The organism is Actinomadura terrae, assembly GCF_022751215.1.
GTDB lineage: Bacteria > Actinomycetota > Actinomycetes > Streptosporangiales > Streptosporangiaceae > Spirillospora > Spirillospora terrae.
Window position 1 is genome coordinate 1,956,292 of the sequence record NZ_JAICDG010000002.1, and the last position, 24,550, is coordinate 1,980,841.

Annotated in this window: 21 protein-coding genes; 11 read left to right on the forward strand and 10 right to left on the reverse strand. The window is 73.8% G+C overall.

The annotated features are described in order from the left end of the window. Window positions 1-29 precede the first annotated feature (29 nt). Complete coding sequence (locus K2F47_RS18945) at window positions 30-1,442, reverse strand: amidase (protein WP_242905484.1); 1,413 nt, start codon at window positions 1,440-1,442, stop codon at window positions 30-32. A 40-nt stretch (window positions 1,443-1,482) separates the two neighbouring features. Here K2F47_RS18945 and K2F47_RS18950 point away from each other — a divergent pair, with 40 nt between their 5' ends. Continuing rightward, on the forward strand, window positions 1,483-2,958 hold the full coding sequence (locus K2F47_RS18950; protein WP_242905485.1) for a carboxyl transferase domain-containing protein: 1,476 nt from the start codon (window positions 1,483-1,485) through the stop codon (window positions 2,956-2,958). Between the two features lie 53 nt (window positions 2,959-3,011). Beyond that, window positions 3,012-3,713 (forward strand): type 1 glutamine amidotransferase, encoded by a 702-nt coding sequence (locus tag K2F47_RS18955; RefSeq protein ID WP_242905486.1) that lies wholly within the window; start codon window positions 3,012-3,014, stop codon window positions 3,711-3,713. Here K2F47_RS18955 and K2F47_RS18960 read toward each other — a convergent pair whose 3' ends face one another. The 4 genes from K2F47_RS18960 to K2F47_RS18975 form a co-directional block, all read right to left on the reverse strand. Continuing rightward, a complete protein-coding gene (locus tag K2F47_RS18960; protein WP_242905487.1) occupies window positions 3,714-4,205 on the reverse strand; it encodes a response regulator transcription factor in 492 nt (163 codons plus the stop codon). Then, complete coding sequence (locus tag K2F47_RS40760) at window positions 4,202-5,314, reverse strand: sensor histidine kinase (RefSeq protein ID WP_272496941.1); 1,113 nt, start codon at window positions 5,312-5,314, stop codon at window positions 4,202-4,204. The genes K2F47_RS18960 and K2F47_RS40760 overlap by 4 nt, the downstream gene beginning before the upstream one ends. An 85-nt stretch (window positions 5,315-5,399) precedes the next feature. Further along, window positions 5,400-6,092 carry a gamma-glutamyl-gamma-aminobutyrate hydrolase family protein gene (locus K2F47_RS18970; RefSeq protein WP_242905488.1) on the reverse strand — a complete coding sequence of 231 codons (693 nt, stop codon included), beginning with the start codon at window positions 6,090-6,092 and terminating at the stop codon, window positions 5,400-5,402. Then, window positions 6,089-7,573, reverse strand: coding sequence for an aldehyde dehydrogenase (locus tag K2F47_RS18975; protein WP_242905496.1), 1,485 nt, complete (start codon window positions 7,571-7,573; stop codon window positions 6,089-6,091). The genes K2F47_RS18970 and K2F47_RS18975 overlap by 4 nt, the downstream gene beginning before the upstream one ends. A gap of 117 nt (window positions 7,574-7,690) precedes the next feature. On the opposite strand from K2F47_RS18975, the gene K2F47_RS18980 reads away from it, so the two are divergent. The 5 genes from K2F47_RS18980 (at window position 7,691) to K2F47_RS19000 (ending at window position 12,679) form a co-directional block, all read left to right on the forward strand. Beyond that, window positions 7,691-9,148, forward strand: a complete 1,458-nt coding sequence (locus K2F47_RS18980; RefSeq protein WP_242905498.1) for an aldehyde dehydrogenase — start codon at window positions 7,691-7,693, stop codon at window positions 9,146-9,148. Next, window positions 9,136-10,038, forward strand: coding sequence for a 3,4-dihydroxyphenylacetate 2,3-dioxygenase (locus K2F47_RS18985; protein ID WP_242905500.1), 903 nt, complete (start codon window positions 9,136-9,138; stop codon window positions 10,036-10,038). The genes K2F47_RS18980 and K2F47_RS18985 overlap by 13 nt, the downstream gene beginning before the upstream one ends. 1 nt (window position 10,039) lies before the next feature. Next, window positions 10,040-10,885, forward strand: coding sequence for a fumarylacetoacetate hydrolase family protein (locus tag K2F47_RS18990; protein WP_242905509.1), 846 nt, complete (start codon window positions 10,040-10,042; stop codon window positions 10,883-10,885). 124 nt (window positions 10,886-11,009) lie between these two features. After that, window positions 11,010-11,645 (forward strand): M15 family metallopeptidase, encoded by a 636-nt coding sequence (locus K2F47_RS18995; RefSeq protein WP_242905511.1) that lies wholly within the window; start codon window positions 11,010-11,012, stop codon window positions 11,643-11,645. Between the two features lie 14 nt (window positions 11,646-11,659). Continuing rightward, on the forward strand, window positions 11,660-12,679 hold the full coding sequence (locus tag K2F47_RS19000) for a D-alanine--D-alanine ligase family protein (protein WP_242905513.1): 1,020 nt from the start codon (window positions 11,660-11,662) through the stop codon (window positions 12,677-12,679). A gap of 42 nt (window positions 12,680-12,721) precedes the next feature. On the opposite strand, the gene K2F47_RS19005 is transcribed toward K2F47_RS19000, so the two are convergent. Together K2F47_RS19005 and K2F47_RS19010 are read right to left on the reverse strand one after the other, a co-directional pair. Continuing rightward, window positions 12,722-13,654 carry an LLM class flavin-dependent oxidoreductase gene (locus K2F47_RS19005; protein WP_242905515.1) on the reverse strand — a complete coding sequence of 311 codons (933 nt, stop codon included), beginning with the start codon at window positions 13,652-13,654 and terminating at the stop codon, window positions 12,722-12,724. A gap of 55 nt (window positions 13,655-13,709) precedes the next feature. Next, window positions 13,710-14,285, reverse strand: a complete 576-nt coding sequence (locus K2F47_RS19010) for a MarR family winged helix-turn-helix transcriptional regulator (protein WP_242905524.1) — start codon at window positions 14,283-14,285, stop codon at window positions 13,710-13,712. Window positions 14,286-14,447: 162 nt separating this feature from the next. Here K2F47_RS19010 and K2F47_RS19015 point away from each other — a divergent pair, with 162 nt between their 5' ends. Beyond that, entirely contained in the window at window positions 14,448-15,908 is a 1,461-nt protein-coding gene (locus K2F47_RS19015; protein WP_242905526.1) for an APC family permease, read from the forward strand. On the opposite strand, the gene K2F47_RS19020 is transcribed toward K2F47_RS19015, so the two are convergent. Beyond that, on the reverse strand, window positions 15,905-16,693 hold the full coding sequence (locus K2F47_RS19020; protein ID WP_242905528.1) for an acetoacetate decarboxylase family protein: 789 nt from the start codon (window positions 16,691-16,693) through the stop codon (window positions 15,905-15,907). The genes K2F47_RS19015 and K2F47_RS19020 overlap by 4 nt on opposite strands. A gap of 169 nt (window positions 16,694-16,862) precedes the next feature. On the opposite strand from K2F47_RS19020, the gene K2F47_RS19025 reads away from it, so the two are divergent. Continuing rightward, window positions 16,863-18,224 carry a glutamine synthetase family protein gene (locus tag K2F47_RS19025; RefSeq protein WP_242905530.1) on the forward strand — a complete coding sequence of 454 codons (1,362 nt, stop codon included), beginning with the start codon at window positions 16,863-16,865 and terminating at the stop codon, window positions 18,222-18,224. 13 nt (window positions 18,225-18,237) lie between these two features. Continuing rightward, complete coding sequence (locus K2F47_RS19030; RefSeq protein WP_242905536.1) at window positions 18,238-19,485, forward strand: cytochrome P450; 1,248 nt, start codon at window positions 18,238-18,240, stop codon at window positions 19,483-19,485. 46 nt (window positions 19,486-19,531) lie between these two features. On the opposite strand, the gene K2F47_RS19035 is transcribed toward K2F47_RS19030, so the two are convergent. After that, the gene (locus K2F47_RS19035; RefSeq protein WP_242905537.1) at window positions 19,532-20,959 is read right to left on the reverse strand and encodes an aldehyde dehydrogenase family protein; all 1,428 of its coding nucleotides are present in this window, start codon (window positions 20,957-20,959) and stop codon (window positions 19,532-19,534) included. 4 nt (window positions 20,960-20,963) lie between these two features. Beyond that, window positions 20,964-23,063 (reverse strand): PucR family transcriptional regulator, encoded by a 2,100-nt coding sequence (locus tag K2F47_RS19040; protein ID WP_242905539.1) that lies wholly within the window; start codon window positions 23,061-23,063, stop codon window positions 20,964-20,966. 92 nt (window positions 23,064-23,155) lie between these two features. On the opposite strand from K2F47_RS19040, the gene gabT reads away from it, so the two are divergent. Next, window positions 23,156-24,508 (forward strand): 4-aminobutyrate--2-oxoglutarate transaminase, encoded by a 1,353-nt coding sequence (gene gabT / locus K2F47_RS19045; RefSeq protein ID WP_242905541.1) that lies wholly within the window; start codon window positions 23,156-23,158, stop codon window positions 24,506-24,508. The last annotated feature ends 42 nt before the right edge of the window (window positions 24,509-24,550 follow it).

Below are 24,550 nucleotides of genomic sequence, written 5' to 3' on the forward strand. Positions count from 1 at the left end.
CCCCCGGCGCGATGATCCTCGGCGCGGGCTCACAGCGGAGGGCGGCGGCGGCCGTGCCCGGTGGCCTGCTCGAAGGCGTGGCCGATCTGGAGGACGGCGAGGTCCGCCCGGTGCGGGCCGACGATCTGGAGGCCGACCGGCAGCCCGTCCGAGGTGAACCCGGCGGGCACCGACAGCGCGGGGCAGCCGGTCGCCGAGACGAGGAAGCAGGACCGCATCCACTCCAGGTAGTCGGGCATGGGCTGCCCGGCGACCTCGCCCGGGTACTCCAGCGACGCGTCGAACGGCGGGACCTGGCTGACCGGCAGCAGCAGCGCGTCGTAGCGCTCGAAGAACGCGCGGACGCGGTGGAACAGCGCCGTGTGCAGCACCTCCGCCCGCCCGACGTCGGCGCCGGAGAGCGCGCGCCCGGCCGCGATGTTCTCCCGCAGCGACGGCTTGATGTCGCCCGGCCGGGCGTCCAGCAGGGCGCCCAGCGACAGCTCCCACTGCCAGGCCCGCAGCGTGCGGAACACCTCGTCCGCACCGGAGAGGTCGGGGCACGCCTCCTCGACGGCGCAGCCGAGGTCGGTGAAGGCCTTCACCGCCGGTTCGAGGACGCCGGTGACCGCCGGGTCGACCGGGACGGCCCCGCCGAGGTCGGGCGACCACGCCAGCCGCAGCCCCGCCAGGTCGCGTGCGAGCGGCACGGTGAACGCCTCGCCCGGAGTGTCGAGCGCGATCGCGCTGCGCGGGTCGGGCCCGGCGAGCACCGACAGCAGCAGCGCGACGTCCGCGACCTCGCGCGCCATCGGGCCCTGCACGCCCATCGTCGCCCAGCCCGCCGGGACCGGCCACGACGGCACGCGGCCCGGCGACGGGCGGAACCCCACCACGTTGCAGAACGACGCGGGGTTGCGCAGCGACCCGCCCATGTCGCTGCCGTCCGCGAGCGGCTGCATCCCGCAGGCGAGCGCCGCCGCCGCGCCGCCGCTGCTGCCGCCCGCCGACCGCGACAGGTCGTAGGGGTTGCGGGTGAGGCCGAAGACCGTGTTGAACGTGTGCGAACCGGCCGCGAACTCCGGCACGTTCGTCTTGCCGACCGCGATCGCCCCGGCGGCCCGCATCCGCTCGATCACCAGCTCGTCGGTGTCCGGGACGTGGTCGGCGAAGATCGGCGAGCCCGACGTCGTCCTGATCCCGGCGGTGGCGTGGGTGTCCTTGTGCGCGATCGGCAGCCCGTGCAGGGCGCCGGGCTCGGCGCCCGCCGCCAGCCGCTCGTCGGCCTCCGCGGCCCGCTGGAGGGCCCGCTCGGCGTCCAGCGTGACGATGGCGTTGACCTGCGGGTTCGTCGCCTCGATCCGGTCGAGGTGCGCCTGGAGGACCTCCCGCGCCGACAGCTCCCGGTCCCGGATCAGGCGTGCCAGCTCACGGGCCGAGGCGAAGTGGATCTCGTGCGACAAGGCGGTCCCCTCCCGGCGCGGCGTCTGCTACGAGGTCATCATGCAGGGAGGACACCGCCGAAAGCGAGGGAGGGGCCCGGTGAGCGAGCGGGTGGGCGCGCGTGAACTGCTGCGCCGCGTACTGGACGGCGAGTGGACGTCCTGGGACGCCCCGATCGACCCGGGCGGCAGCGAGGAGCTCATCGCCGCCCGCGAGCGCAGCGGTTGCGACGAGGCCGTCCTCACCGGCGCGGGCGCGCTGCGGGGCCGCCGCGTCGCGTTCGTCGTGTCGGAGTTCCGCTTCCTCGCGGGCTCGATCGGCCGCGCGACCGCCGACCGGATCGTCGCCGCCGTCGAGCGCGCCACCGCCGAGCGCCTCCCGCTGCTCGCGGCGCCGTGCTCCGGCGGGACGCGGATGCAGGAGGGCACGGCGGCGTTCGTCGAGATGGCGCGCATCACCGCCGCCGTCATGGCGCACCGCGCGGCGGGCCTGCCCTACCTCGTCTACCTGCGCCACCCCACCACCGGCGGCGTGTTCGCGTCGTGGGGGTCGCTCGGCCACGTGACCGCCGCCGAGCCCGGCGCGCTGATCGGCTTCCTCGGCCCGCGCGTGTACGAGGGGCTGCGCGGTGAGCCGTTCCCGGCGGGCGTGCAGGTCGCCGAGAACCTCGCCGCCAAGGGCCTGCTGGACGTCGTGGGCGGCGTCGACCAGCTCGCGGAAACCGCGTCCCGCGTCCTCGACGTCCTGTGCGCGCGGCCGCCCGCCGAGAAGATCACCGAACCGCCGTCCGCGGTCGCGGACGATCCCGTGTGGGACTCGATCGTCCGGTCGCGCGCCCCGACCCGTCCCGGCGCGCGCGACCTGCTCCACCACGGCGCGACCCAGGTCACACCGCTCTCGGGCACGGGACGGGCGGAGCCGGGCCTCGTCCTCGCCCTGGCCCGGTTCGGCGCCGCCCCCTGCGTCCTCGTCGCCCAGGACCGCCGGAGCCAGCGCGGCGGCCACCCCCTCGGCCCGGCCGGCCTGCGCGTCGCCCGCCGGGGCATGCGGCTGGCCGCCGAACTCGCGCTGCCGCTGGTCACGGTCGTGGACACCCCCGGCGCGGTGCTGTCGGCCGAGGCCGAGGAGGGCGGGCTGGGCGGCGAGATCGCCCGCTGCCTCGCCGACCTGGTCACGCTGCCCGCCCCCACGCTGTGCCTCCTGCTGGGCGAGGGCGCGGGCGGCGCGGCGCTGGCCCTCCTCCCGGCCGATCGCGTGCTCGCCGCCCGGCACGCCTGGCTCGCCCCGCTGCCGCCCGAGGGCGCGTCGGTGATCGTCCACCGCGTCCCCGACCGGGCCGCCGAACTGGCCGCCGCGCAGGGCGTCCGCTCGGCGGACCTGCTCCGGGACGGCATCGTGGACGCGATCGTCGACGAGCGCCCCGACGCGTCCGCCGAGCCGGCGGAGTTCTGCCGCCGCGCCGCCCGGGCGATCGAGCGCGGGCTGTCGGGCCTCGTCCCCGGCACACCGGCGGCCCGCCAGGCCCGCCGCCGTTGACCACAATTCGTTTGGGTACGTACGATCTGGGACCAACGGTCCAAGGAGGTTCGGTGCGCGCCCTGCTCATCCACCACGATCACCTCTCGATCCCCGGCCCGGTGGGCGAGCGCCTGACCGAACACGGCTGGGACCTCGAGGAACGCCTGATCGTCCCCGAGGACCGGCACCGCGCGCCGGGCGTCGACTTCCAGTTCCCCGACCCGCTCGCCTGGGACCTGATCGTCCCGATGGGCTCCCCGTGGTCGGTCAACGACGAGCTCGTCGCCTCCTGGGTGGGCCCCGAGCTGGCCATGCTCGGCAAGGCCCACGCGGCGGGCGTCCCGATCCTCGGCATCTGCTTCGGCGGCCAGGCGCTCGCGGCGGCCCTCGGCGGCACCGTCGAACGCGCGCCCCGTCCCGAAATGGGCTGGGTGGAGGTCGAGACCGACGACCCGTCGCTGGTCGGCCCGGGCCCCTGGTTCCAGTTCCACTACGACCGCTGGACGCTCCCGCCCGGCGCCGTCGAGATCGCCAGGTCCGCCGTCAGTTCGCAGGCGTTCGTCATCGGGCGGTCGCTGGGCCTCCAGTTCCACCCGGAGATCACCGCCGCCGAGCTGGAGTCGTGGCTGGTCAACGGCGGGGCCGCGCACATGCGCGCCGAGGGGATCGACCCGGACGCCGTGCTGGCCGACGTCCGCCGCACCGAGGCCGCTGCCGCCGCCCGCACCCACACGCTCGTGGACGCCTTCCTGACCAGGGTGGCCACCGTCTGATCAGGGGTCGAGCAGCCCGGCGCGGTGGGCGAGGATCGCGGCCTGGACCCGGTTGCCGAGCGCGAGCTTGGCGAGGATGCGGCTGACGTGCGTCTTCGCGGTCGCCTCGCTCATGTGCAGCGCCGCCGCGACCTCGGGGTTGGAGAGCCCGCCGCCGACCGCGACGAGCACCTCGCGCTCCTTGGCGGTGAGGACGTCCAGCCGGCCTCGCGCCTCGGAGCGCCCGGTCCCGGCGAAGTCGCGGAGCAGCCGCCGGGTGATCTTCGGGGAGAGCATCGCGTCGCCGTGCGCGGCGCTGCGGACGGCGGCGAGCATCTCCGGCGCCGTGGCGTCCTTCAGCACGACGTCCGGGGCGTGGGCGGCGGCCTGCTCGACCGCCTCGTTCCCGTCGGAGGCCTCGCCCACCACGGTCATATCGGGCGCGGTCTCCATGATGGTGCGGAGCATGGCCCGGACCATCCACTCGTCGTCCACGATCAGCACCCGGATCACAGCGGCACCTCGGCCCTGACCTCGAAACCGCCCTGCGGGGTGGGACGGGTCGTCAGCTCCCCGCCGAGCAGCCGGATCCGCTCCGCGATCCCCAGGAGCCCGAAGCCGCCACGGGGGATGCCGCCGTCCGCGATCCCGGTGCCGGGCGTGCCCGCGCCGTTGGCGACGCACAGTCGGAGGACGCCGGGCCGCTGGACGACACGCACCTCGACGTCAGCCCCGCGAGCGTGCTTGTGGACGTTGGTCAACGCCTCCTGCACGACCCGGTAGACGGCGTGCTCGACGAGCGACGACGGCGCGGAGCCCGGCTCGTCCACCCTCTCGAACGCCACCGGCATACCGAGGCGGCGGGTCTCGGAGATCAGGGCGTCCAGGTCGGCGAGGCCGGGCTGCGGCGCCAGGGGCGCCTCGCCGTCGGCGCGCAGGACCTCGACCAGCGAGCGCAGTTCGCCGAGGGCCTCGCGGCCGATGTCGCCGATCCGGCGGCCGGCCGCGACGGCGTCGCGTCCCTCGGCGGCCTCCAGGGCGGTCGCGTTCAGGACCATGAGCGCGACCCGGTGCGTGACGACGTCGTGCATGTCCCGGGCGATCTGGGCGCGCTCGTCGCTGCGGGCCTGCCGGACGCGCTGGTGCTGCTCGCGTTCGAGGCGCTCGGCGCGCTCCCGGACGCGGTCGACCAGCTCGCGCCGGGTCCCGGCGTAGAGGCCGAGGAGCGCGGGGGCGAGGCAGATCGCGGCGGTCAGCGGCGCCGCCGCGTCCGGGCCGCCGAGGAGCCAGAGCGGGGTGCCGACGACGAGCGCCGCGACCAGGGTGGCGGCGGCGGTCCGGCGCCGGGAGCGGGAGCGTTCCGCGAGCGTGTACTGGGCGACCATGACGGCGACGAACGCGGCGAGCGCCGTCCAGACGACGAGGGCGAGCGCGAGCAGCACCTCGGGCCGCCGGTTCCGCAGGATCGCGGCCCCGACCAGCAGGCCGAGCGGGACCGCGATCCAGAGCGGGGGATCGAAGCGGGCGATGGTGTGCTCGCCGAGCGAGCGCCCCACGCCGAGGTCGCCGGACGCGGTGCTCACGGCGACCCCGACCGCCACTGCCAGGTTCGCCGCCCTCATGGACGCTCACGCTATAGGCGCGCAGGAACGCGGGCATCCATAGAAAGTCGTACGCCCGACCGCCTTCCCTTACAGCGTGGCGCCCTCAGCTTGCCGCACGGACCAACGCGGTGAACAGGGACTGCTGCGCGCGGTCGGTCGCGGCGGTGTCCTCCGGGTGCCACTGGACGGCGAGGAACCAGCCGCCGGCGGGGTCGGCGAGCTCGGCGGCCTCGATCGTTCCATCCGCCGACCGCGCGGTCGCCGTCAGGCCCGGGGCCAGCGTGGCGACCGCCTGGTGGTGGTAGCAGGAGGCGATCGTCTCCTCGGCGTCGAGGGTCTTGGCCAGGAGCGTGCCGGGGGAGACGGCCACCGGGTGGACGTGGTGGCGGTGGTCGCGCTCCATGTGCTGGTCGAGCGTGCCGCCCAGCACCGCGTTCACGACCTGGAACCCCCGGCAGACCGCGAGCGTCGGCACCCCGGTCTCCAGGACGTGGGACGCGAGCGCCAGGTCGAACTCGTCCTGGAGGTCGTCCACGTCGTAGAGGGCCTCGTGCTCGGAGGTGTCGCCGTAGTGCCGCGGGTGGACGTCGCCGCCGCCCGGCAGCAGCACGCCGTCGCAGCGCGCCAGCCGGGACGCCTCGAACGGCGCGGCCGGGTGCATGACGAACGGCTCGCCGCCCGCCCGGTAGACGGCCTCCACCAGCGCCCGCGCCGCGACCTCGGCCGCGTACCGCAGCGCGGAGGCGCCCGCGGAGAACCGGGCGGGGATCGCGATCAGGGGCCTGGCGGCGGTCACAGTTCGATCCAGGTGGTCTTGAGGTCGGTGTACTTGTCGAGCGCGTGCAGCGACTTGTCACGCCCGTGGCCGGACTGCTTCACGCCGCCGAAGGGGATGCTCATGTCGCCCTCCTCGTAGCAGTTGACCCAGACCGTCCCGGCGCGCAGGGCGCGCGACACCCGGTGCGCGGTGGACAGGTTCGACGTCCACACGGCGGCGGCGAGGCCGTAGTCGCTGTCGTTGGCGATCGCGACGGCCTCGTCGACGTCGTCGAACTCCAGCGCGGCGAGGACGGGTCCGAAGATCTCCTCGCGGGCCACCGGCATCTCCGGCTTGACCTGGTCGAAGACCGTGGGCGCGTGGAAGAAGCCGTCGCCCTCGGGTACGGCGCCGCCGCCGGCGCGCAGGCGGGCGCCGGAGCCGAGCGCGGTCTCGACGTGCGAGGCCACCCGGCCCCGGTGGGCGGCGGAGACGAGCGGGCCCATCTCCGTGGCCGGGTCGAGCGGGTCGCCGACGCGCAGCGACCCGGCGCGCGCCACGATCCGGTCGAGGACCCGGTCGGCGACCGAGCGGTGGACGAGCAGCCGGGACGGCGCGCTGCACATCTCCCCGGCGTTGAAGAAGATGCCCCAGGCGGCGGTGTCGGCGGCGGCGTCGAGGTCGGGCGCGTCCGGCAGGATGATGTTGGGGGACTTGCCGCCGAGTTCCAGCCAGACCCGCTTGAGGTTGGACCCGGCGGCGTAGCGCAGGAAGTGCCGGCCGACCTCGGTGGAGCCGGTGAAGGCGAGCACGTCCACGTCGGGGTGCTCGCCGAGGGCGCGTCCGGCGATCTCGCCCGGCCCGTTGACGACGTTGAACACCCCGGGCGGCAGCCCGGCCTCGGCGGAGAGCGCGGCGAGGTGCAGCGCCGACAGCGGCGACTCCTCGGCGGGCTTCAGCACGACCGTGCAGCCCGCCGCGAGCGCCGGGGCGATCTTCCAGGCGGCCATCGTCAGCGGGAAGTTCCACGGGACGACGGCCGCGACGACGCCCGCCGGCTCCCGGGTGATCAGCGCGAGCGACGAGGCGGCCGTGCGGGGCGACTCGTCCAGCTGCTTGTCGGCGGCCTCGGCGTACCAGCGCAGGCAGTTGATCAGGGCGCGCAGCTCGATCCCGTAGGTGTCCTTGATCGGCTTGCCCATCTCCAGGCTGACCAGCAGCGCGAGCGTCTCGCGGTCGCGCTCGACGAGGTCGGCCCAGCGCAGCAGGGCGGCCTTGCGCTCGGCGGGCGCGAGCCGGGGCCAGGGCCCGGCGTCGAAGGCGCGGCGGGCGGCGGCGACGGCGTCCCCGGCGCGGGCGGCGTCGGCGGACGCGACGTGCGCGATCGTCCGCCCGTCGCGGGGGGAGACGACGGGGCTCGTCCCGAGGCCGTCGAGGAACGCGCCGTCGATGTGGTGCCCGGTGTGGGGGTCGAGCCCGGCGGCACGGCCGCGCCACTCCTCATACGGGACGTCGGTCACGGTGGCCCCTCCTCACGCTAATGTTCGTTTGACCCCAAACATTAGCGCCGGTGGGTTGACCCCGCCATCCCCGCTTCCTAGATTATTTGGGACCAAACAAACTGGAGGTGCACAGCGATGGCAACAGTCGCGGGCGTCGCCGTCGATACCGGGCACTGGATCGGAGGTGAGCGCGTCGTCTCCGCCGGGGGCGGGGCGACCTTCACCGACGTCTCGCCGATCGACGAGCGGCCGATCGCCGAGATCGCGCGCGGCGGGGCACGGGAGGCGGAGGCCGCGGTGGCCGCCGCGAACCGGGCGTTCCCCTCCTGGTCCCGGACGAGCCGGGAGGAGCGGGCGCGGCTGCTGCACGCGGTCGCCGACGGCGTCGAGAAGCGGATCGAGGAGCTGGCGCAGGTCGAGACGGCCGACAACGGCGCCCTGATCCGCTCGCACCGGCGCGGCGTCATGCCGCGGGTGGCGCACAACTTCCGGTTCTTCGCCGACTGGCTGCTGAACCTCGGCCATGACGACTTCGAGACGCGCGGCCACACCAACCATGTCAGCTGGGACCCGGCGGGCGTCTGCGCGCTGATCACGCCGTGGAACGCCCCGCTGATGCTGGCGACCTGGAAGATCGCGCCCGCGCTGGCGGCCGGGAACACCGTCGTGCTCAAGCCCGCCGAGTGGACGCCGCTGACCGCGTCCCTGCTCGCCGACATCGCGGCCGAGGCCGGGCTGCCGGACGGGGTGTTCAACGTCGTCCAGGGCTACGGCGCGGAGGTCGGCGGCCCGCTGACCGCGCACCCGGACGTCAAGCGGATCAGCTTCACCGGCTCGGTGCCGACCGCGCGGGCGATCGCCGCCGCCGCGGCCCCCAACCTGACGCCGCTGTCGCTGGAGCTGGGCGGCAAGTCGCCGCTGATCGTCTTCGCCGACGCCGATCTCGACCTCGCCGTCGACCTCGCGGTGGAGCAGTACGACAACGCCGGGCAGGTCTGCCTGGCCGCGACCCGGCTGATCGTCGAGTCCTCGATCGCGGAGGAGTTCACCCGGCGGTTCGTCGAGAAGGCGGGCCGGATCGCGCAGGGCGACCCGCGCGAGGAGACCACCGACATCGGCCCGCAGATCCACCGCCGCCACCTGGAGCGCGTCGACGGCTTCGTCCGGCGCGCCAAGGACGCGGGGGCCCGCGCGCTGATCGGCGGCGGCCCCAACGAGGACCTCGGCGGCCTGTACTACCGCCCGACCCTCTTCGTGGACGCCCCGGAGGGCGCCGAGATCCTCACCGAGGAGGTCTTCGGGCCCGTCCTGACGCTCCAGACCTTCGACACCGAGGAGCAGGCCGTCGCGATGGCGAACGGCACCCGCTTCGGCCTCGCCGCGACGCTGGCGACCGGCGACGAGGAGCGCGCGCGGCGCGTCACCGACCAGTTGGTGGCCGGAACGGTCTGGGTGAACTGCTTCTTCGTCCGCGACCTGAAGGCGCCGTTCGGCGGGTCCCGCCAGTCGGGTGTGGGACGCGAGGGCGGCGACTGGAGCTTCGACTTCTACTGCGACCTCAAGAACACGGTGACGGCGCCATGGGCCAGGTAGTCGGCGCGGGTCTGCTCGCGCACGTTCCCACGATCGTGCTCCCCGAGGTGACGCGGCGCGAGCTGAACCACGGCGAGGACACGACGCTCGTCCCGGGCCTGAAGCGGCTCCGCGCGGACGTCTTCGACCGCGACGACTACGACACCGTCGTCGTGCTGGACTCGCACTGGGCCACGACCGTCGAGTTCGTCACCACCGCCCACGACCGGCGCGCGGGGCTCTACACGTCCGAGGAGCTGCCGCGCGGCATGTCCCGCATGCCGTACGACTTCCCCGGCGACCCCGAGCTGGCCCGCGCCGTCGCCGACTACGCCGGCAAGCACGGGACCTACATCACCCCGATCGACGACCCGTACCTGCCGATCTACTACGCGACCGTCAACCTGTGGACGCACCTCGGCGTGCGCGACGACCCCTACCTCGGCGACCCCGGCCGCAAGTGGATCTCGATCGGCGTCTGCCAGACCGCCGACACCGAGGACTTCCTGCGCCTCGGCCGCGCGCTCGGCGACGCGATCGCGGCCGTCGACCGCCGCGTCCTGCTGATCGCGTCGGGCGCGCTGTCGCACACGTTCTGGCCGCTGCGCGTGATCCGCGACCACGAGGCGGCCGGGCCCGAGCACATCTTCACCCCCGAGGCCCGCGCGGCCGACGAGGAGCGCATCGGCTGGCTCAAGGCGGGCGACCACGCCCGGGTCCTGGACACCATGCCGGAGTTCCTCAAGTTCAAGCCCGAGGCCCGCTTCGGCCACTACCTGATGATGATCGGGGCGCTCGGGGAGCGCGCCTGCACGGCCCCCGGCCGCCTCTACAGCGAGTACGAGAACTCCGTCGGTACCGGCCAGGTGCACATCTGGTTCGACCGCCCCGAGCATGGATGGACCAGCTGACGTGACCGAATACCGGAGGATCCTCCTCGACGGCGCCGCGACCCAGGTCGTGCGGGACGGCGAGGAGCTGGTCAGCGCCGACGGCCGCCGCGTCCGCGCGGACGAGGCCGTGCACCTGCCGCCGTGCGAGCCGTCCAAGGTGATCGCGGTGCACCTCAACCACCGCAGCCGCGTGGAGGAGTTCCAGACCAGCCTGCCGCCCGCCCCCACGTTCTTCCACAAGCCGATCTCGGCGCTGAACGCGCACGGCGGCGCGGTCGTCCGCCCGGAGCGGTGCAAGTACCTCAACTACGAGGGCGAGATCGCGATCGTCATCGGCCGGACGGCGCGCAACGTGTCGCCGAAGGAGGCGGGCGACTACATCGCGGGCTACACCGTCGCCAACGACTACGGCCTGCACGACTTCCGCGACACCGACGCCGGGTCGATGCTGCGCGTCAAGGGCTCGGACACGCTGTGCCCGCTCGGCCCCGGCCTCGTCACCGGCTGGGACTTCCACGGCAAGTACCTGCGCACCTACGTCAACGGCGAGCTGGTGCAGGACGGCAGCACCGACGAGATGGAGTGGGACATGCACTACCTCGTCGCCGACATCGCCCGCACGATCACGCTCTACCCCGGGGACGTGCTGCTCTCGGGCACCCCGGCCAACTCGCGTCCCGTCCAGCCGGGCGACGTCGTCGAGGTCGAGGCGGAGGGCCTCGGACGGCTCCGCAACCACATCGTGGCCGGTCCCGTCCCGATCCGGGACGACTGCGGGGCGCAGCCGACCGAGTCCGAGGAGGTCATCTCGACCACGTTCGGCGGCGACTGGGAGTTCCGGGGCATCCGCGCCCCCCGCCGGTAATAGCTTTCTCCCGCACACTGCCGCGCCCCTTCCGGACCACCGTCCGGGAGGGGCGCTCGGTGTATCGCGGGCTTATCGTTTCCCGCATACGCCCCGGCAACAGCCTTCCGTCTTCAGTGGAGGCATGCACCGCAGCGCGAATCCACCTCTGGCGATCAAGACGCGTGTCCTCGCGTCCCTCACCCGGCTCGTCGCCGTGTCGCTGGTCCCGGTCGCCTTCTGCCGCGCCCCGGGCCGGGGCCGCTTCACGGCCTGCCAATGGGCGCTGGCCCTCCGCTTCCCGGCCGAGGACCTGCGCGGGCTGGCGCCGCAGACGCTCGCGGCGTTCACGCACGCCCGGGCCGAGGCGTTCTGGCGCGACCGGCAGCTGATCGGCCTCACCTCCGGATACCGCGACCCGGCGGAGCAGCACCGGATCTTCGCCGCGGAGGTGGCGCGCACCGGCTCGGTGGCCGCCGCGCGGCTCCGGGTGCTGCCGCCGGAGGAGTCCAGCCACGTGCGGGGGCTCGCCCTCGACGTCCGCCCCACCGAGGGCGCACTGTGGCTCGAACGGCACGGCTGGCGGTACGGCCTCTACCGCATCTACGACAACGAGTGGTGGCACTTCGAGTACCGCACGGTCGCGCCCGTCCGGCTGCCGAGCCCGGCCGCCGCGCGGTGGCCGCGCCGCGCCCACGGCGACGGGCCCTGGCGCCACGCGCCGCGTCCCGACGGCGGCCGCCCACCGTACATGAACGCGACCGCGGGACCGGCGGCGTGAAAGGGAGTGTCGGAATGACCAGGGAGCACCGGGTGAACGGGGAGCGGCGGATGGCGCGGCGGGTCGTGGTGATCGGCGGCGGGGAGAACGCCGAGCACGAGGTGTCGCTGGCCACGGCGGCGGGGATCGCGGAGGCGCTGCGCCGCGGCGGCTTCGACGTCGACGAGCTGACCATCGACCGCGACGGGACGTGGCGCCGGGGCACGGAGGTGCTCGGGGCGCGGGCCGCCGGTTCGGTCGCCGCGGCGCTGACCGTGATGGAACGTGCCGACGTGGTTTTTCCCGCGGTCCACGGCCCGTGCGGCGAGGACGGGACGCTGGCGGCGCTCTGCGCGCTCGCGCACACGCCGATGGCGGGCTCGGGCGTGCGCGCAGGAGCGGTCGGCATGGACAAGTGGACGACCAAGCTCGTCGCCGACGCCGTCGGAATCCGCACCGCCCCCGCCCGGCTGGTGCACGCGGCGGACATCGCCGACATCGAGTTCGACGCCCAGGTGGTGGTCAAGCCCGCCTCGGCCGGGTCGAGCCACGGCGTCGCGCTCGCCCGCGACGCGTCCCAGCTCCGCGAGGCGCTGCGCGAGGCGGCGCGGTACGACGACCGGATCCTGGTCGAGCGGCTCGTCGCGGGCCGGGAGATCGACCTGGCCGTCCTGCGGGAGGCGGACGGCCACCGGTGGGCCGCGCCGCCCCTGGAGATCCACGCCGACGGGCTGTTCGACACCGAGACCAAGTACGACGGCTCCGCCCGGTTCTCCGTGCCCGCCGACGTCTCCGACGCCGAGCGGGAGGCCCTCACCGGCGCGGCGCTGCGGATGTTCGACGCGCTCGGCTGCGCCGGGCTCGCCCGCGTCGACTTCTTCCTCACCGACCAGGGGCCCGTGCTCAACGAGATCAACACGATGCCGGGGATGACCGCCGAGTCCCAGGTGCCGAGGATGTTCGCCGCCGCCGGGCTCTCCTACGAGGAGCTGGTCGCGCGCCTGGTCGACGCCGCGACCGTGCCCGGCCCGGCGAAACCGGTCCTCAGCGCGTGAGGGGACGGGGCATCCCGGGCCGCGGGATGCCCCGGTCTCGCGTCAGGACATGAGCGCGTCGGTGCGCTTCACGACCTCGCGGCAGAACGCGCCGACGCCGTTCGGGTCGTCGGTGAACTGGGACGGCTTGATGCAGAACGTCGTGAACCCCTGGGCGACCTGCTCGGGGATGCTCTCCAGCGCCGGTTCGAGCGGCGACACCGAGTCGTCGTCGGGGAACACCGGGCGGCAGCCGCCGATGCGCTCCAGGTCGGCGAGGTCGCGTCCGGCGGCCGTCATCGCGGCGGACAGCGTCTCCAGCTCCTCTGGCGTCGGACGGCCCAGCGGGTGGAACCCGTGCGCGTACTTCACGATCCGGTCCAGGAGCCTCGGGTGCAGGTGCTGGCCGCCGAACCACATGCGCGGCCCGTCCGGGCGGTAGGCGCGCGGCTCGAAGTAGACGTCCTCGAAGGAGAAGTGCTCGCCGCTGTAGGAGACGGGGGAGCCGCGCCAGAGCAGGTCCCAGATCTCCAGCTGCTCGTCGAGGATCGCGCCGCGCTTGTTGAAGGGGACCTGCATCGCCGCGTACTCGTCCCGGCTCCAGCTGACCGTCGGCTGGACGACGAGCCGCCCCTCCGACAGCAGGTCGAGCGTGCCGATGTCGCGGGCGAGCGCGAGCGGGTGCTTCAGCGGGGCGAGGATCGCGGCGGCGGCGAGCCGGATCCGGGTGGTGACCGAGGCGATGGCGCCGAGCAGCATCAGCGAGCCGGGCCAGGGCGTGAACGGGTCCTGGTTGCCGGGCAGCGCGTACTCGCGCGGGTTGCCCATCACGCCGTCCGCGCCCGCGTCCGGGCCGAGGACGACGTGCTCGCTGACCATCACGGCGTCGAACCCGGCGTCCTCGGCCTCCCGCGCCCAGCGGACGAGGGTGGGCAGGTCGCGGCCGGTGGTCAGCGTCCAGTTCTCGCTCAGCACGAGTACGAAGCGTGGCGTCATCCGGTCATCGTACGGGCCCAAACGATTCACGGGCAAGGCTCTCCGGCGGCGGGCCTCAGGAGCGGGGACGGCGGCCCGAGCGGCGCGGGGGAGGAGGCGGGGAGTCGGCCCGCAGTGCCGCGCGCCGCTCGTCGCCCTCCTCCTCCAGGTGCTCGACGACCGACCTCAGCGTCTGCGCGAGCGCCCGGTTCGCGTCCCCGTCCAGCCGCTCGACCACGAACGCCTCCTCGGCGTTGAAGGCCGGGAACAGCGTCCGCATGAGGTCCTGCCCCTTGTCGGTCAGCCGCAGCAGGACGAGCCGCCCGTCCCGCGCGTGCTGGCCGCGCTCGATCAGCCCGCGCCCCTCCAGCGTCTTGACGACCCCCGTGAGCGTCCCCTTGGAGATGCCCGCCTCCTCGGCGACGTGCCGGGTCTCCATCTCCTCCCAGATCCACACCACCCAGAGCACGACGAACGAGGTCCAGGTGAGGTCGGCGCCGCGCAGCACCGAGCTCTCGAAGTGCTGCCGGATCGCCGCGGCGGCCCGGTAGATGTTGGAGACCGCCATCATCGCGTCGTGGCGCAGGGGCACGTCGCCGAGCCGCCGCTGGATCGCCTGCTCGGTCTCTTGCAGTGTGTGATGCCCGGTCACGTACGTCCTCCCCTGGAGCCCTGCGTAGTCGAATACTCGCGGGCCGAAAGGTGAATCTACTCTTGTCCGTCATTGTTCGGGCCCGTACGATCTCCCGCAATCCTCATCTCGTGCGGACCCAAACGAATATCCCCCGGGTCCGTACCGGCACTGGAGCTGCCCATGGCGATCCCGGAAGCCGCGCCCCCCTCGTCCCCGTCGTCCCCCTCGTCCGGCGCGTCCGGACGGCGCCGCCTCGGCGTCCCCGAGATCGTATTCTTCGTCGTCGCCGCGTCCGCCCCGCTGACCGTCGCCGCGGGCGGCCTGCCGACCTCCTTCGCCGTCACCGGCGTGACCGGAATCCCGCTGCTGTACGTCGTGCTGGCGGTGCTGCTCACCATCTTCACCGGCGGTTACGCCGCGATGAGCCGGTCGATCGCGAACGCGGGCGCGTTCTACGCCTACATCACCTACGGCCTCGGACGCGTCGCCGGGGTCGGCGCCGCGTTCGTCGCCCTCATCTCCTACAACACCATGCAGATCGGCCTCTACGGCCTGTTCGGCTTCACGACGGCCGACTTCCTCAAGACCAAGACCGACCTCGACCTCCCCTGGTGGACGGTGGCCCTCGCGGGCGTGGCCGTTGTCGCGATCCTCGGCTTCCGGCGCGTCGATCTCAACGCCCGCGTCCTCGGCGTGTTGCTCACGGTCGAGTTCCTGACCGTCCTGGTGTTCGACGTCGCCCAGCTCGCGGACGCGCCGGACGGCGTGTCGGCCGCCCCGCTCGGCCTCGACGCCGCCACCACCGGCGCCACCGGGGCCGCGTTCTGCTTCGCGATGGCGAGCTTCATGGGCTTCGAGGCCGCCGCCCTCTACAGCGAGGAGTGCCGCGACCCGCGCCGGACCGTCGGACGCGCCACCTACGTCGCCGTCGCCGTCATCGGCGTGTTCTACGCGTTCACCGCCTGGGCCATGACCGTCGGGACCGGCTCGTCCCAGATCATCGCCCGCGCCCAGAAGGACGGGCCCGCGCTCGTGTTCGTCCTGTCCGAGGAGCACGTCGGCAGGCTGTTCTCCGACCTCGCGCAGATCTTCCTGATCACGAGCCTGTTCGCGGCGCTGCTGTCGTTCCACAACGCCGTCGCACGCTACTTCTTCTCACTCGGACGCGAGGGCGTACTGCCGTCCCCGCTCAGCCGCACCCACGCCCGGCACGGGTCCCCGCACGTCGGCTCGGCCACCCAGACCGTCCTGGCGGCGGCCGTGGTCGTCGTCTTCGCCCTCGCGGACAAGGACCCGGTGCTGAGCCTGTTCAACTGGTTCACCAACCTCGGCGCCCTCGGCGTGATCGGGCTGCTGGCCCTCACCTCCGCCGCGGTGGTCGGCTACTTCGCGCGCGACCACCGCAGCGAGAACATGTGGAACCGCCTTGCGGCGCCCGCGCTGGCCTTCCTCGGCCTGGGCGCCGTCTTCGTCGTCAGCCTCCTCAACTTCGACGCGCTCCTCGGCGCCGAGAAGGGCTCGTCCCTCACCTGGGTCCTACCGGGGCTGATCTTCGTCGCCGCCGCCCTCGGGGCGGCGTTCGCCGCGTACCTGCGCACCGCCCGCCCCGACACCTACACACGCATCGGCTCCGGTGGTTAGGCGAGGCGGCGGCCGCCGTTCCAGACGACGCCGACCTGGCGGTAGTAGGCGCCGATGATCTCCTCCACCGCGAGGTCGGTGAGCTCCTCGGTGGGGGAGTCGAACAGGCGGAGCTCGGCCTCGCCCTTCCAGGCGGGGCCGGCCTCGAACGACGCGGCGCCCGACTCGATCAGTTCGTCCAGCGCGGGCGGCTGTCCGGGCTCGATGGAGGGCAGGAAGCGGTGGTGCGCCATCGGGTGGCCGTTCACGAAGCCGTTGGTCTCCGACGGCTCGCGCAGCGTCACGACGGCCTCGGCCAGGCGGCGGTCGGCGGCGGCGAGCGTCGCGCCGAACCGTCCACCGGCGCCGATGCGGGGCGCGCCCTGCCCGTACGGGTGGGGGCGGGTCTGGTGGATCGAGCCCAGCTTCTTCGGGTAACCCTGGTGCAGGCCGCGCCCGATCGCGAAGTCCTTGTCGACCCAGATGTAGACGCAGCGGGAGTACGTCCGGCCCTCGAACGAGCAGCGGACGACGACGAAGCACTCCTTGTACTGGGACCGGACGGGGTCGAGCAGTTCCTCGCCGGACTCCGAGCACGACTGCCAGTCCGCCCAGATGATCGCGACGGCGCCCGGGTCCTCGGGCGCGGGCGACAGCGGCTCGGGCAGCAGCGCGGCCACGCGGGCGGGGTCGGTGCGGTACTCGACGGTGAGCAGGTCGCCCGAGTAGTGCCACGGCGGGTTCGGGATCAGCGACGACCGGCCGGTCGCGGTCTTCGGGAACAGGAAACCTCGGACGGATGCCACCGCGCTCCTCCTGGAATGTCGTTTGGGTCCGTACGATAGGCCCTGCGGTGCGGTTTCGCCACCCGGGCACTGGTGATCAATGCCCGTGGCCAGGGAGTCTTGTCACAGACCCCGGGCCGCCATATGGTTTGAGCCCAAACGATAAGCCCGTGAAGAGGGAGAGCCCGGCGTGAGTCGACAGGACCCCGCAGCAGACCGCGACGTCCACGAGGTGGTGGAACGGCTCACCGCGGACGGCGTCGACGTCGTCCGCGTCTCCTTCACCGACCTGATCGGCGTCGAACGCGCGCGGGACGTGCTGGTCGAGCGGCTGCCGTCGGTGATGGACCACGGCCTGTCGTTCTGCCGGGCGATCTACCACACGACCCCCGGCGGCGACACGGTCGGCGTTCCGGGCGGTCTCGACGCGGGCCTGCCCGACATCAGCATCCGCCCCGACCTGTCGACGCTGGTCACCGTGCCGTGGGAGCCGGGCGTCGCGTCCTGCCTCGGGGACGCCTTCGAGCCGGACGGCAGCGCGCCCGCCGCCGAGGCGCCGCGCGAGGTGCTGCGCCGCGCCATCGAGAAGATCTCCGAACTCGGCCTCGCCCCGGTCGTCGGGCCGGAGCTGGAGTACTACGTCTGCGAGCCCGACGCCTCCGCGCCGTCCGGCTGGCGCCGCTACAGCGACGCGACCGGCAACGTCTACACCGCCGGACGCAAGGGCGACACCGGCGGACACCTGCTGCGCACCCTGCGCCACCTGCGCGACCTCGGGCTCGGCGTCACGATGGGCAACCACGAGTTCGGCGGCGGCCAGTTCGAGATCAACCTCGACCACTCCGCCGCGCTCGACGCCGCCGACCGCGCGTTCCGGTTCAAGGCCGCCGTCCAGGAGCTCGCGCGCGCCGACGGCCTGCTCGCCACGTTCATGGCCAAGCCGTTCAACGACGAGGGCGGCTCCGGCTTCCACGTCCACCTGTCGTGCCTGGACGCCGAGGGCCGCAACCTCTTCCAGGGCGAGGGCCCCGACGGGCTGTCGGAGACCGCGCACCAGGCCATCGCGGGCGTGCTGGAGCACGCGCCCGCGCTCGCCGCGCTGTTCAACCCGACGATCAACTCCTACAAGCGGTTCGGGCCCGACTCGCTCGCGCCCTGGCTGATCGACTGGGGCCTGGACAACCGCAGCGCCATGGTGCGGATCCCGCCCGAGCGCGGCGCCGCGTCCCGGATGGAGGTCCGCCTCGGGGACGCCTCCGCCAACCCCTACCTCGGCGTCGCCGGCCTGCTGGCCGCCGTCTACCTGGGCGTCCGTGACAAGCTCACCGCGCCCGCGCCGCTCGAGGGCTACGGCTACGACGCGTCCAAGGCCCCCGTCCTGCCCGGCGACCTGCCGACCGCGCTGGACGCCCTCGCCGCCGACACCGCCCTCGTCGAGGTGCTCGGCGAGGAGTTCGTCTCGGCGTTCCTCACCTACAAGCGCGACGAGGTCGCCCGCTTCCACCGGCACGTGACCGACTGGGAGTTCGGCGAGTACGCGTACCACCTGTGAACGGAGCCCCCCGTTGCCGATCGACACCTTCGCTGACCTCGCCGACCCCGACAACTTTCTTGACGACGAGACACCTTGGCGGATGTTCGAGGAGCTGCGCCGCTCCGCGCCCGTCCACTGGAACCCCGAGCCCGACGGCGGCGGCTTCTGGTCGCTGACCCGGCACGCCGACATCGTCGCCGCCGACCGCGACCAGGCCACGTTCACCTCCGAGAAGTTCGTCAACCTCGAAGAGGTGGACGAGCGGCAGGCCGCGATCCGCCGCTCGATGCTGGAGACCGACGGCCCCCGCCATCTGGCGCTCCGCCGGATCCTGTCCCGCGAGTTCACCCCCCGCGCCGTCGCGGGCTACGAGACGTTCCTGCGCGGCCTCACCGCCCACACCCTCGACCGGGCCCTCGCCAAGGGCACCTTCGACTTCGTCGCGGAGGTCGCGGCCGACTTCCCGATCAACGTCCTGGCCCGCATGCTGGACGTCCCGGACGACGACACCCAGCGCCTCATCGACTGGGGCAACCGGATCATCGCCAACACCGACCCCGACTACGCCGACGTCCTGCTGCACAGCGCCGAGAGCGAGCGCTACCGCGATCTGCCCTTCCGCAGCCCCGCGTCGCTGGAGGTCTTCGAGTACGGCCGCGAGCTGGCCGCCCGCCGCCGCGGCGGCACGTCCGCCGACCTCGTCAGCCGCCTGGTCAACCAGACCCCAATCGACGGCGAGCCGCTCTCGGACCGCGACTTCGACAACTACTTCCTGCTGCTGGTCGTCGCGGGCAACGAGACCACCCGGCACGCCATCACGCACACGATGCGCGCGCTGATCGAGCACCCCGACCAGGCCGACCTGCTGCGCGCCGACCTCGACCGGATGCCCACCGCGGTCGAGGAGTTCCTCCGCTGGTCCTCGCCCGTCTACCACTTCCGCCGGACGGCGACCCGCGACACGGAGGTGAACGGCACCGCGATCCACGAGGGCGACAAGGTCGTCCTGTGGTTCGCGTCCGGCAACCGCGACGAGGACGTCTTCGCCGAACCCGGCCGCTTCGACGTCACCCGCACCCCGAACGACCACATCACGTTCGGCAAGGGCGGCCCCCACTACTGCATGGGCGCCGCGCTGGCCCGCCTGGAGATGCGCGTCCTGTTCGAGGAACTCCTCCCGCGCCTGGCCGACATCCGCCCGGCGGGCGACGTCCGCCGCGTCCGCTCCAACTTCGTGAACGGCATCAAGGAAATGCCGGTGACCGTAACCCTCGCCTGAACACACGAACGCGGGGCCCCACCGTGGGGCCCCGCGTTTCGTGTGTTCAGAGGGGGAGGCCGGTGAAGATGAGGACCTTCTCCTCCGTGTAGTCGGCCATGGCGGAGCGGAGGCCCTCGCGGCCCACGCCCGAGTCCTTCACGCCGCCGTAGGGCATCTGGTCGGCGCGGTAGGACGGGACGTCGCCGATCACGACGCCGCCGACGTCCAGCTCGCGGTGGGCGCGGAACGCGATGTCGAGGTTCCGGGTGAACACGCCCGCCTGGAGGCCGAACTTGGAGTCGTTGACCAGCGCGAACGCCTCGTCGACGCCGTCCACGGGCTGGACGAGCAGGACCGGGCCGAAGACCTCCTCGCGCGCCACCTTCGCGTCGGCGGGGACGTCGGCGAGGACGGTGGGGGCGTAGGCCGCGCCCTCGCGGGTGCCGCCCGCCAGGACCTTCGCGCCGGCCGCGACCGCCTCGTCCACCCAGGACTCGACGCGCTCGGCGGCCTCCTCGCTGACCAGCGGGCCGACCTGGGTCTTGTCGTCCCACGGGTCGCCGGTGACGAGGCCCTCGACGGTCTCGATCAGCTTGGGCAGGAACGCGTCGTAGACGGACCGGTCCACGTAGACGCGCTGGACGGCGATGCAGCTCTGCCCGGCCTGGTAGTTGGAGAACAGGCCGATCCGCTTGGCGGCCCAGTCGAGGTCGGCGTCCGGCAGGACGACCGCCGCGCCGTTGCCGCCGAGCTCCAGCGTGACGTGCTTGCGGGGCACCTGGTCGTTGATCGCCCAGCCGACGGGGACGGAGCCGGTGAACGACACGATCGGCAGGCGCGGGTCGTCCACGAGCGCGGCGGCCCGGTCGTTCGGGACGGTCAGGACGGAGAACATCCCGGCGGGCAGGTCGGTCTCGGCGAGCAGCTCGCCGAGCAGGAGCGCCGACAGCGGCGTCGCGGGCGCGGGCTTCAGCACGATCGGGGTGCCCACCGCGATCGCCGGGGCGATCTTGTGCGCGGCCAGGTTCAGCGGGAAGTTGAACGGCGAGATGCCGAGCACCGGGCCCTTGGGCACGCGGGTGATGTAGGCTATCCGGCCCTCGGCGGCGGGGTCGGTGTCGAGCCGCTGGGTGGTGGCGCTGAACCGGCGGGTCTCCTCGGCGGCGAACCGGAACGTGGAGATCGCGCGGGTCACCTCGCCGCGCGCCCACAGCAGCGGCTTGCCGTTCTCGCCGGTGATCAGCCGGGCGACCTCGTCGGCGCGCTCGGCGAGCCGCGCCGACACGTGCGCGAGGGCCTCGGCGCGGACGTGCAGGGGCAGCGCCGCCGCCTTCGCGCGGACGGCGTCGGCCGCCGCGAGCGCCTCCTCCACCTGGTCCGGGGTCGGCACGGCGACGGTCCCGACCACCCGGCCGTCGTAGGGGTGCGTCACGGTCAGCTCGCCGGCACCGGTCTCGGCCCGGCCGGCCAGCCAGAATGGGGTCACGTTCATGCGCTCACGCTATCTCCGGCGGGACGGAACGCGAGGCTCCAGCATGTCCAATCCGGCCGTCCCCGCTGGACGTCACGGCCAGCGCGATCCACAGCTCCGCGCGCACGGCCGGGTCGTCCAGGTCGCGGTCGAGGAGTTCGGCGGCCTTGCGCATCCGGGCCCGCAGCGTGTGCCGGTGGACGCCGAGCGCCCGCGCCGCCGCCTCACCCTGCCCGTTCGCCACGACGTAGGCGCGCAGGGAGTCCACCAGGCCCTCCGCGCGCAGCGGCGCCAGCAGGCCGTCGGCGAAGGCCCGGGCCGCCCCGGGATCGAGCAGCCCGAGCAGTCCCTGACCGGGCAGGTCGGAGTAGTGGAGCACCGGTTTCCCATGGCGGCGGGCCGCGCTGAGCGCCTCCTCCGCCTGCTGGAGCGCACTCACCAGCTCCCCGCCCTGCGCGATCGCCAAGGTGACCGGCTCGCTCACCCCGACCGGCCCGGTAGAGCCCGGCGAGCTTGCGGCCGACAGGTGCGGGGCCGCCAGGCCCGAGCCCCGCGCGCTGGAAGTCAACGCGGTCGAAGCCGACAAACGTGAAGCAGACGGGGCTGAAGCCGACGGCCGTGAAGCCGACGGGGGCGGGGGCGAGAGGCCGTAGGACGGCGTGGTTGAGCCCGGCGTGGTCGAGGGCGACGGGCCGTGGGAGGGCGCGGTCGAGCCCGGCGTGGTCGAGGGCAACGGGCCGTGGGGCGGCGTGGTGGAGGGCGGTGGAGCCGAGGGCGACGGGTCGTGGGACGGCACGGTTGAGCCCGGCGTGGTCGAGGGCAACGGGCCGTGGGGCGGCGCGGTGGAGGTCGAAGGGCCGTGGGATGGCGTGGTGGAGGGCGGTGGAGCCGAGGGCGACGGGTCGTGGGACGGCACGGTTGAGCCCGGCGTGGACGAGGGCGACGGGTCGTGGGGCGGCGCGGTGGAGGGCGGTCGGGCCGAGGGCGACGGGTCGTGGGGCGGCGTGGTGGAGGGCGGTGCGATCGAGGTTGACGGGGTGTAGGGCGGCGTGGTGGAGGGCGAGGGGGACGGGGTTGGGGCCGCCGAGACTCCGGTCAGTAGGGACGTGATGGTGTCGGTCAGCTCGTCGGGGACGATGACGGCCGTCCGGCGGCCCGGGCCCGGTAGCGGGACGGCCAGGCAGCGCTCGCCGGACGGGTCGGAGTCGAGCGCGTCCAGCACGGGCCCCGCGCACGCCAGCACGCGGACGGGCCCGCGCGGCACGGCCGGGCCCGCCGGGGGCAGCCCGAGGAGCAGCGCGCCGAGCGCGGCCCGGGTCTCGCGGCCCGAGCGCGGGACCTCCGACTGCAAGGTCAGCAGCGCGACGGCCGCCCCCACGATCGTGTGCGCGACGTGGGGGAGCGGCGCCCCGGTGCCCACGGCCAGGAAGCCGCGCGGCCGCCCGCTCAGCCCGATCCGATGCAGGACGATGTTCTCACCCGGCACCGACAGAGCGACGCTCGCCAGCCCGCCGTCGGCGGGACGGGCGTTCGGCCCGCGCAGCCGCGCCAGGTCGGCGGCGAGTACCTCGGCGCGCTCGCGGGCGGCGGCGGGCTCGGCGGCCCGGACGGCGCCGGACGGGTCGAGCAGCAGCGCCCAGCCGTCCAGCAGCCGCGCGAGGCGGGCGACGAGGGGTCCGGGCCCGGCGAGGGCGGCGCGGGTCAGCTCGCGCTGGGCGCCGAAGGCGCGGGTGACGTCCTCGTACCACTCGGCGGCCAGCATGCGGGAGACGGCCTTGCCGACGGCGATGAACGGGGTCGGGCGCGGCACCTCCAGCAGCACGAGGCCGCGATCGCGGGCGGCGTCGATCAGCTCGGCCGGGACCTCGGCGTGGATCACCCCGACCGCGAAGCCGAGCCCGGCGACGCCCCGTCCGACCAGCCGGTCGACGTAGCGGGCGGCGCCCGCCGGGGTGAGCCGCATGCCGGTGGTCAGCACCAGCTCGCCGCCCTCCAGGAAGGGCGTCGGGTCCTCCAGTTCGCTGACCGCGACCCACACGACCGGGGTGTCCGGGACGCGCGGCCCGGTGAGCACCCGCAGCCCGAGCTGCGGCAGCGCGGCCACGGCGGCCAGGGTGGGCGGCATGAGCGGTCCTTGTGCAGGGTGTCCATTCGGGTGGACGGATTTCGCCGTCCCGTACGGTTCATCGTAGGCGCGGTCCGGCTTATGTTCGCGCCATGACCAGCGAGGATCTCGGCGGTTCGAGCCGCCTGCCGCAGGAGCGCCGTGTCGTGACCGAGATCCCGGGGCCGCGCTCCCGGGAGTTGCAGGGGCGCCGCGCCGCCGCGGTGCCGCCGGGCGTCGGCAGCGTCCTGCCGGTGTACGTGACGGACGCGGGCGGCGGCGTGGTCGTCGACGTGGACGGCAACAGCCTGATCGACTTCGGCTCGGGTATCGCGGTGACCAGCGTCGGCAACGCCAACCCCCGGGTGGCCGAGCGCGTGAAGGCGCAGGCGGACCGGTTCACGCACACGTGCTTCATGGTGGCGCCGTACGAGTCGTACGTACGGGTCTGCGAGAACCTCAACCGGATCACGCCCGGCGACCACGAGAAGCGGTCGTTCCTGGTCAACAGCGGCGCGGAGGCGGTGGAGAACGCCGTCAAGATCGCGCGGTACGCGACCGGGCGGCAGGCCGTCGTGGTATTCGACCACGGCTACCACGGCCGGACGCTGCTGACGATGACGCTGACCGCCAAGAGCATGCCCTACAAGCACGGGTTCGGCCCGTACGCCCCCGAGGTGTACCGGATGCCGCTCGCGTACCCGTTCCGGTGGCCGTCCGGGCCGGAGAACTGCGGTCCGGAGGCGGCGGCGCAGGCGATCGATCAGATCTCCAAGCAGATCGGCGCGCAGAGCGTCGCGGCGGTCGTGGTGGAGCCGATCCAGGGCGAGGGCGGGTTCATCGAGCCCGCGCCCGGGTTCCTCCCGGCGATCGCGGAGTTCTGCCGGGACAACGGCATCGTGTTCGTCGCCGACGAGGTCCAGACGGGGTTCGCGCGGACGGGCGACCTGTTCGCCTCCGAGCACGAGGGGATCGTCCCCGACATCGTCGTGACGGCGAAGGGCATCGCGGGCGGGCTGCCGCTCGCGGGCGTCACCGGCCGCGCCGAGATCATGGACAAGGTGCACGGCGGCGGCCTCGGCGGCACGTACGGCGGCAACCCACTGGCGTGCGAGGCGGCGCTGGCCGTCCTGGAGGAGATCGAGGAGGGCAAGCTCACCGAGCGCGCCCACCGGATCGGCGAGGTCATGCTGCCCCGGCTGCGCGCGCTGGCGGAGCGCCATCCCGCGATCGGAGACGTGCGCGGCCGCGGCGCGATGATCGCGATCGAGCTGGTCCGGGAGGGCACCAAGGAGCCCGATCCGGCGCTCACGGCCGAGATCGCCCGCCGCTGCCACGCGCAGGGGCTGCTGGTGCTCACGGCCGGGACGTACGGGAACGTCCTGAGGTTCCTGCCGCCGCTCGTCATCCCCGAGCATCTGCTGGTCGAGGGCCTCGATGTTCTTGAGGCGGCTCTCGCGGGCTGACCTGCGGAAACCCAGGCCACCGGCCCCCAGTGGGGGGACCGG

Excerpts from the sequence above, each read along its gene's own strand:
- K2F47_RS40760 (WP_272496941.1), bottom strand. The coding sequence starts at position 5,314 with ATGAGGGCGGCGAACCTGGCAGTGGCGGTCGGGGTCGCCGTGAGCACC.
- K2F47_RS19040 (WP_242905539.1), bottom strand. The coding sequence starts at position 23,063 with ATGCCGCCCACCCTGGCCGCCGTGGCCGCGCTGCCGCAGCTCGGGCTG.
- K2F47_RS18985 (WP_242905500.1), top strand. The coding sequence starts at position 9,136 with ATGGGCCAGGTAGTCGGCGCGGGTCTGCTCGCGCACGTTCCCACGATC.
- K2F47_RS18950 (WP_242905485.1), top strand. The coding sequence starts at position 1,483 with ATGCAGGGAGGACACCGCCGAAAGCGAGGGAGGGGCCCGGTGAGCGAG.
- K2F47_RS19035 (WP_242905537.1), bottom strand. The coding sequence starts at position 20,959 with ATGAACGTGACCCCATTCTGGCTGGCCGGCCGGGCCGAGACCGGTGCC.
- K2F47_RS19000 (WP_242905513.1), top strand. The coding sequence starts at position 11,660 with ATGACCAGGGAGCACCGGGTGAACGGGGAGCGGCGGATGGCGCGGCGG.
- K2F47_RS19015 (WP_242905526.1), top strand. The coding sequence starts at position 14,448 with ATGGCGATCCCGGAAGCCGCGCCCCCCTCGTCCCCGTCGTCCCCCTCG.
- K2F47_RS18995 (WP_242905511.1), top strand. The coding sequence starts at position 11,010 with ATGCACCGCAGCGCGAATCCACCTCTGGCGATCAAGACGCGTGTCCTC.
- K2F47_RS18980 (WP_242905498.1), top strand. The coding sequence starts at position 7,691 with ATGGCAACAGTCGCGGGCGTCGCCGTCGATACCGGGCACTGGATCGGA.
- gabT (WP_242905541.1), top strand. The coding sequence starts at position 23,156 with ATGACCAGCGAGGATCTCGGCGGTTCGAGCCGCCTGCCGCAGGAGCGC.
- K2F47_RS19005 (WP_242905515.1), bottom strand. The coding sequence starts at position 13,654 with ATGACGCCACGCTTCGTACTCGTGCTGAGCGAGAACTGGACGCTGACC.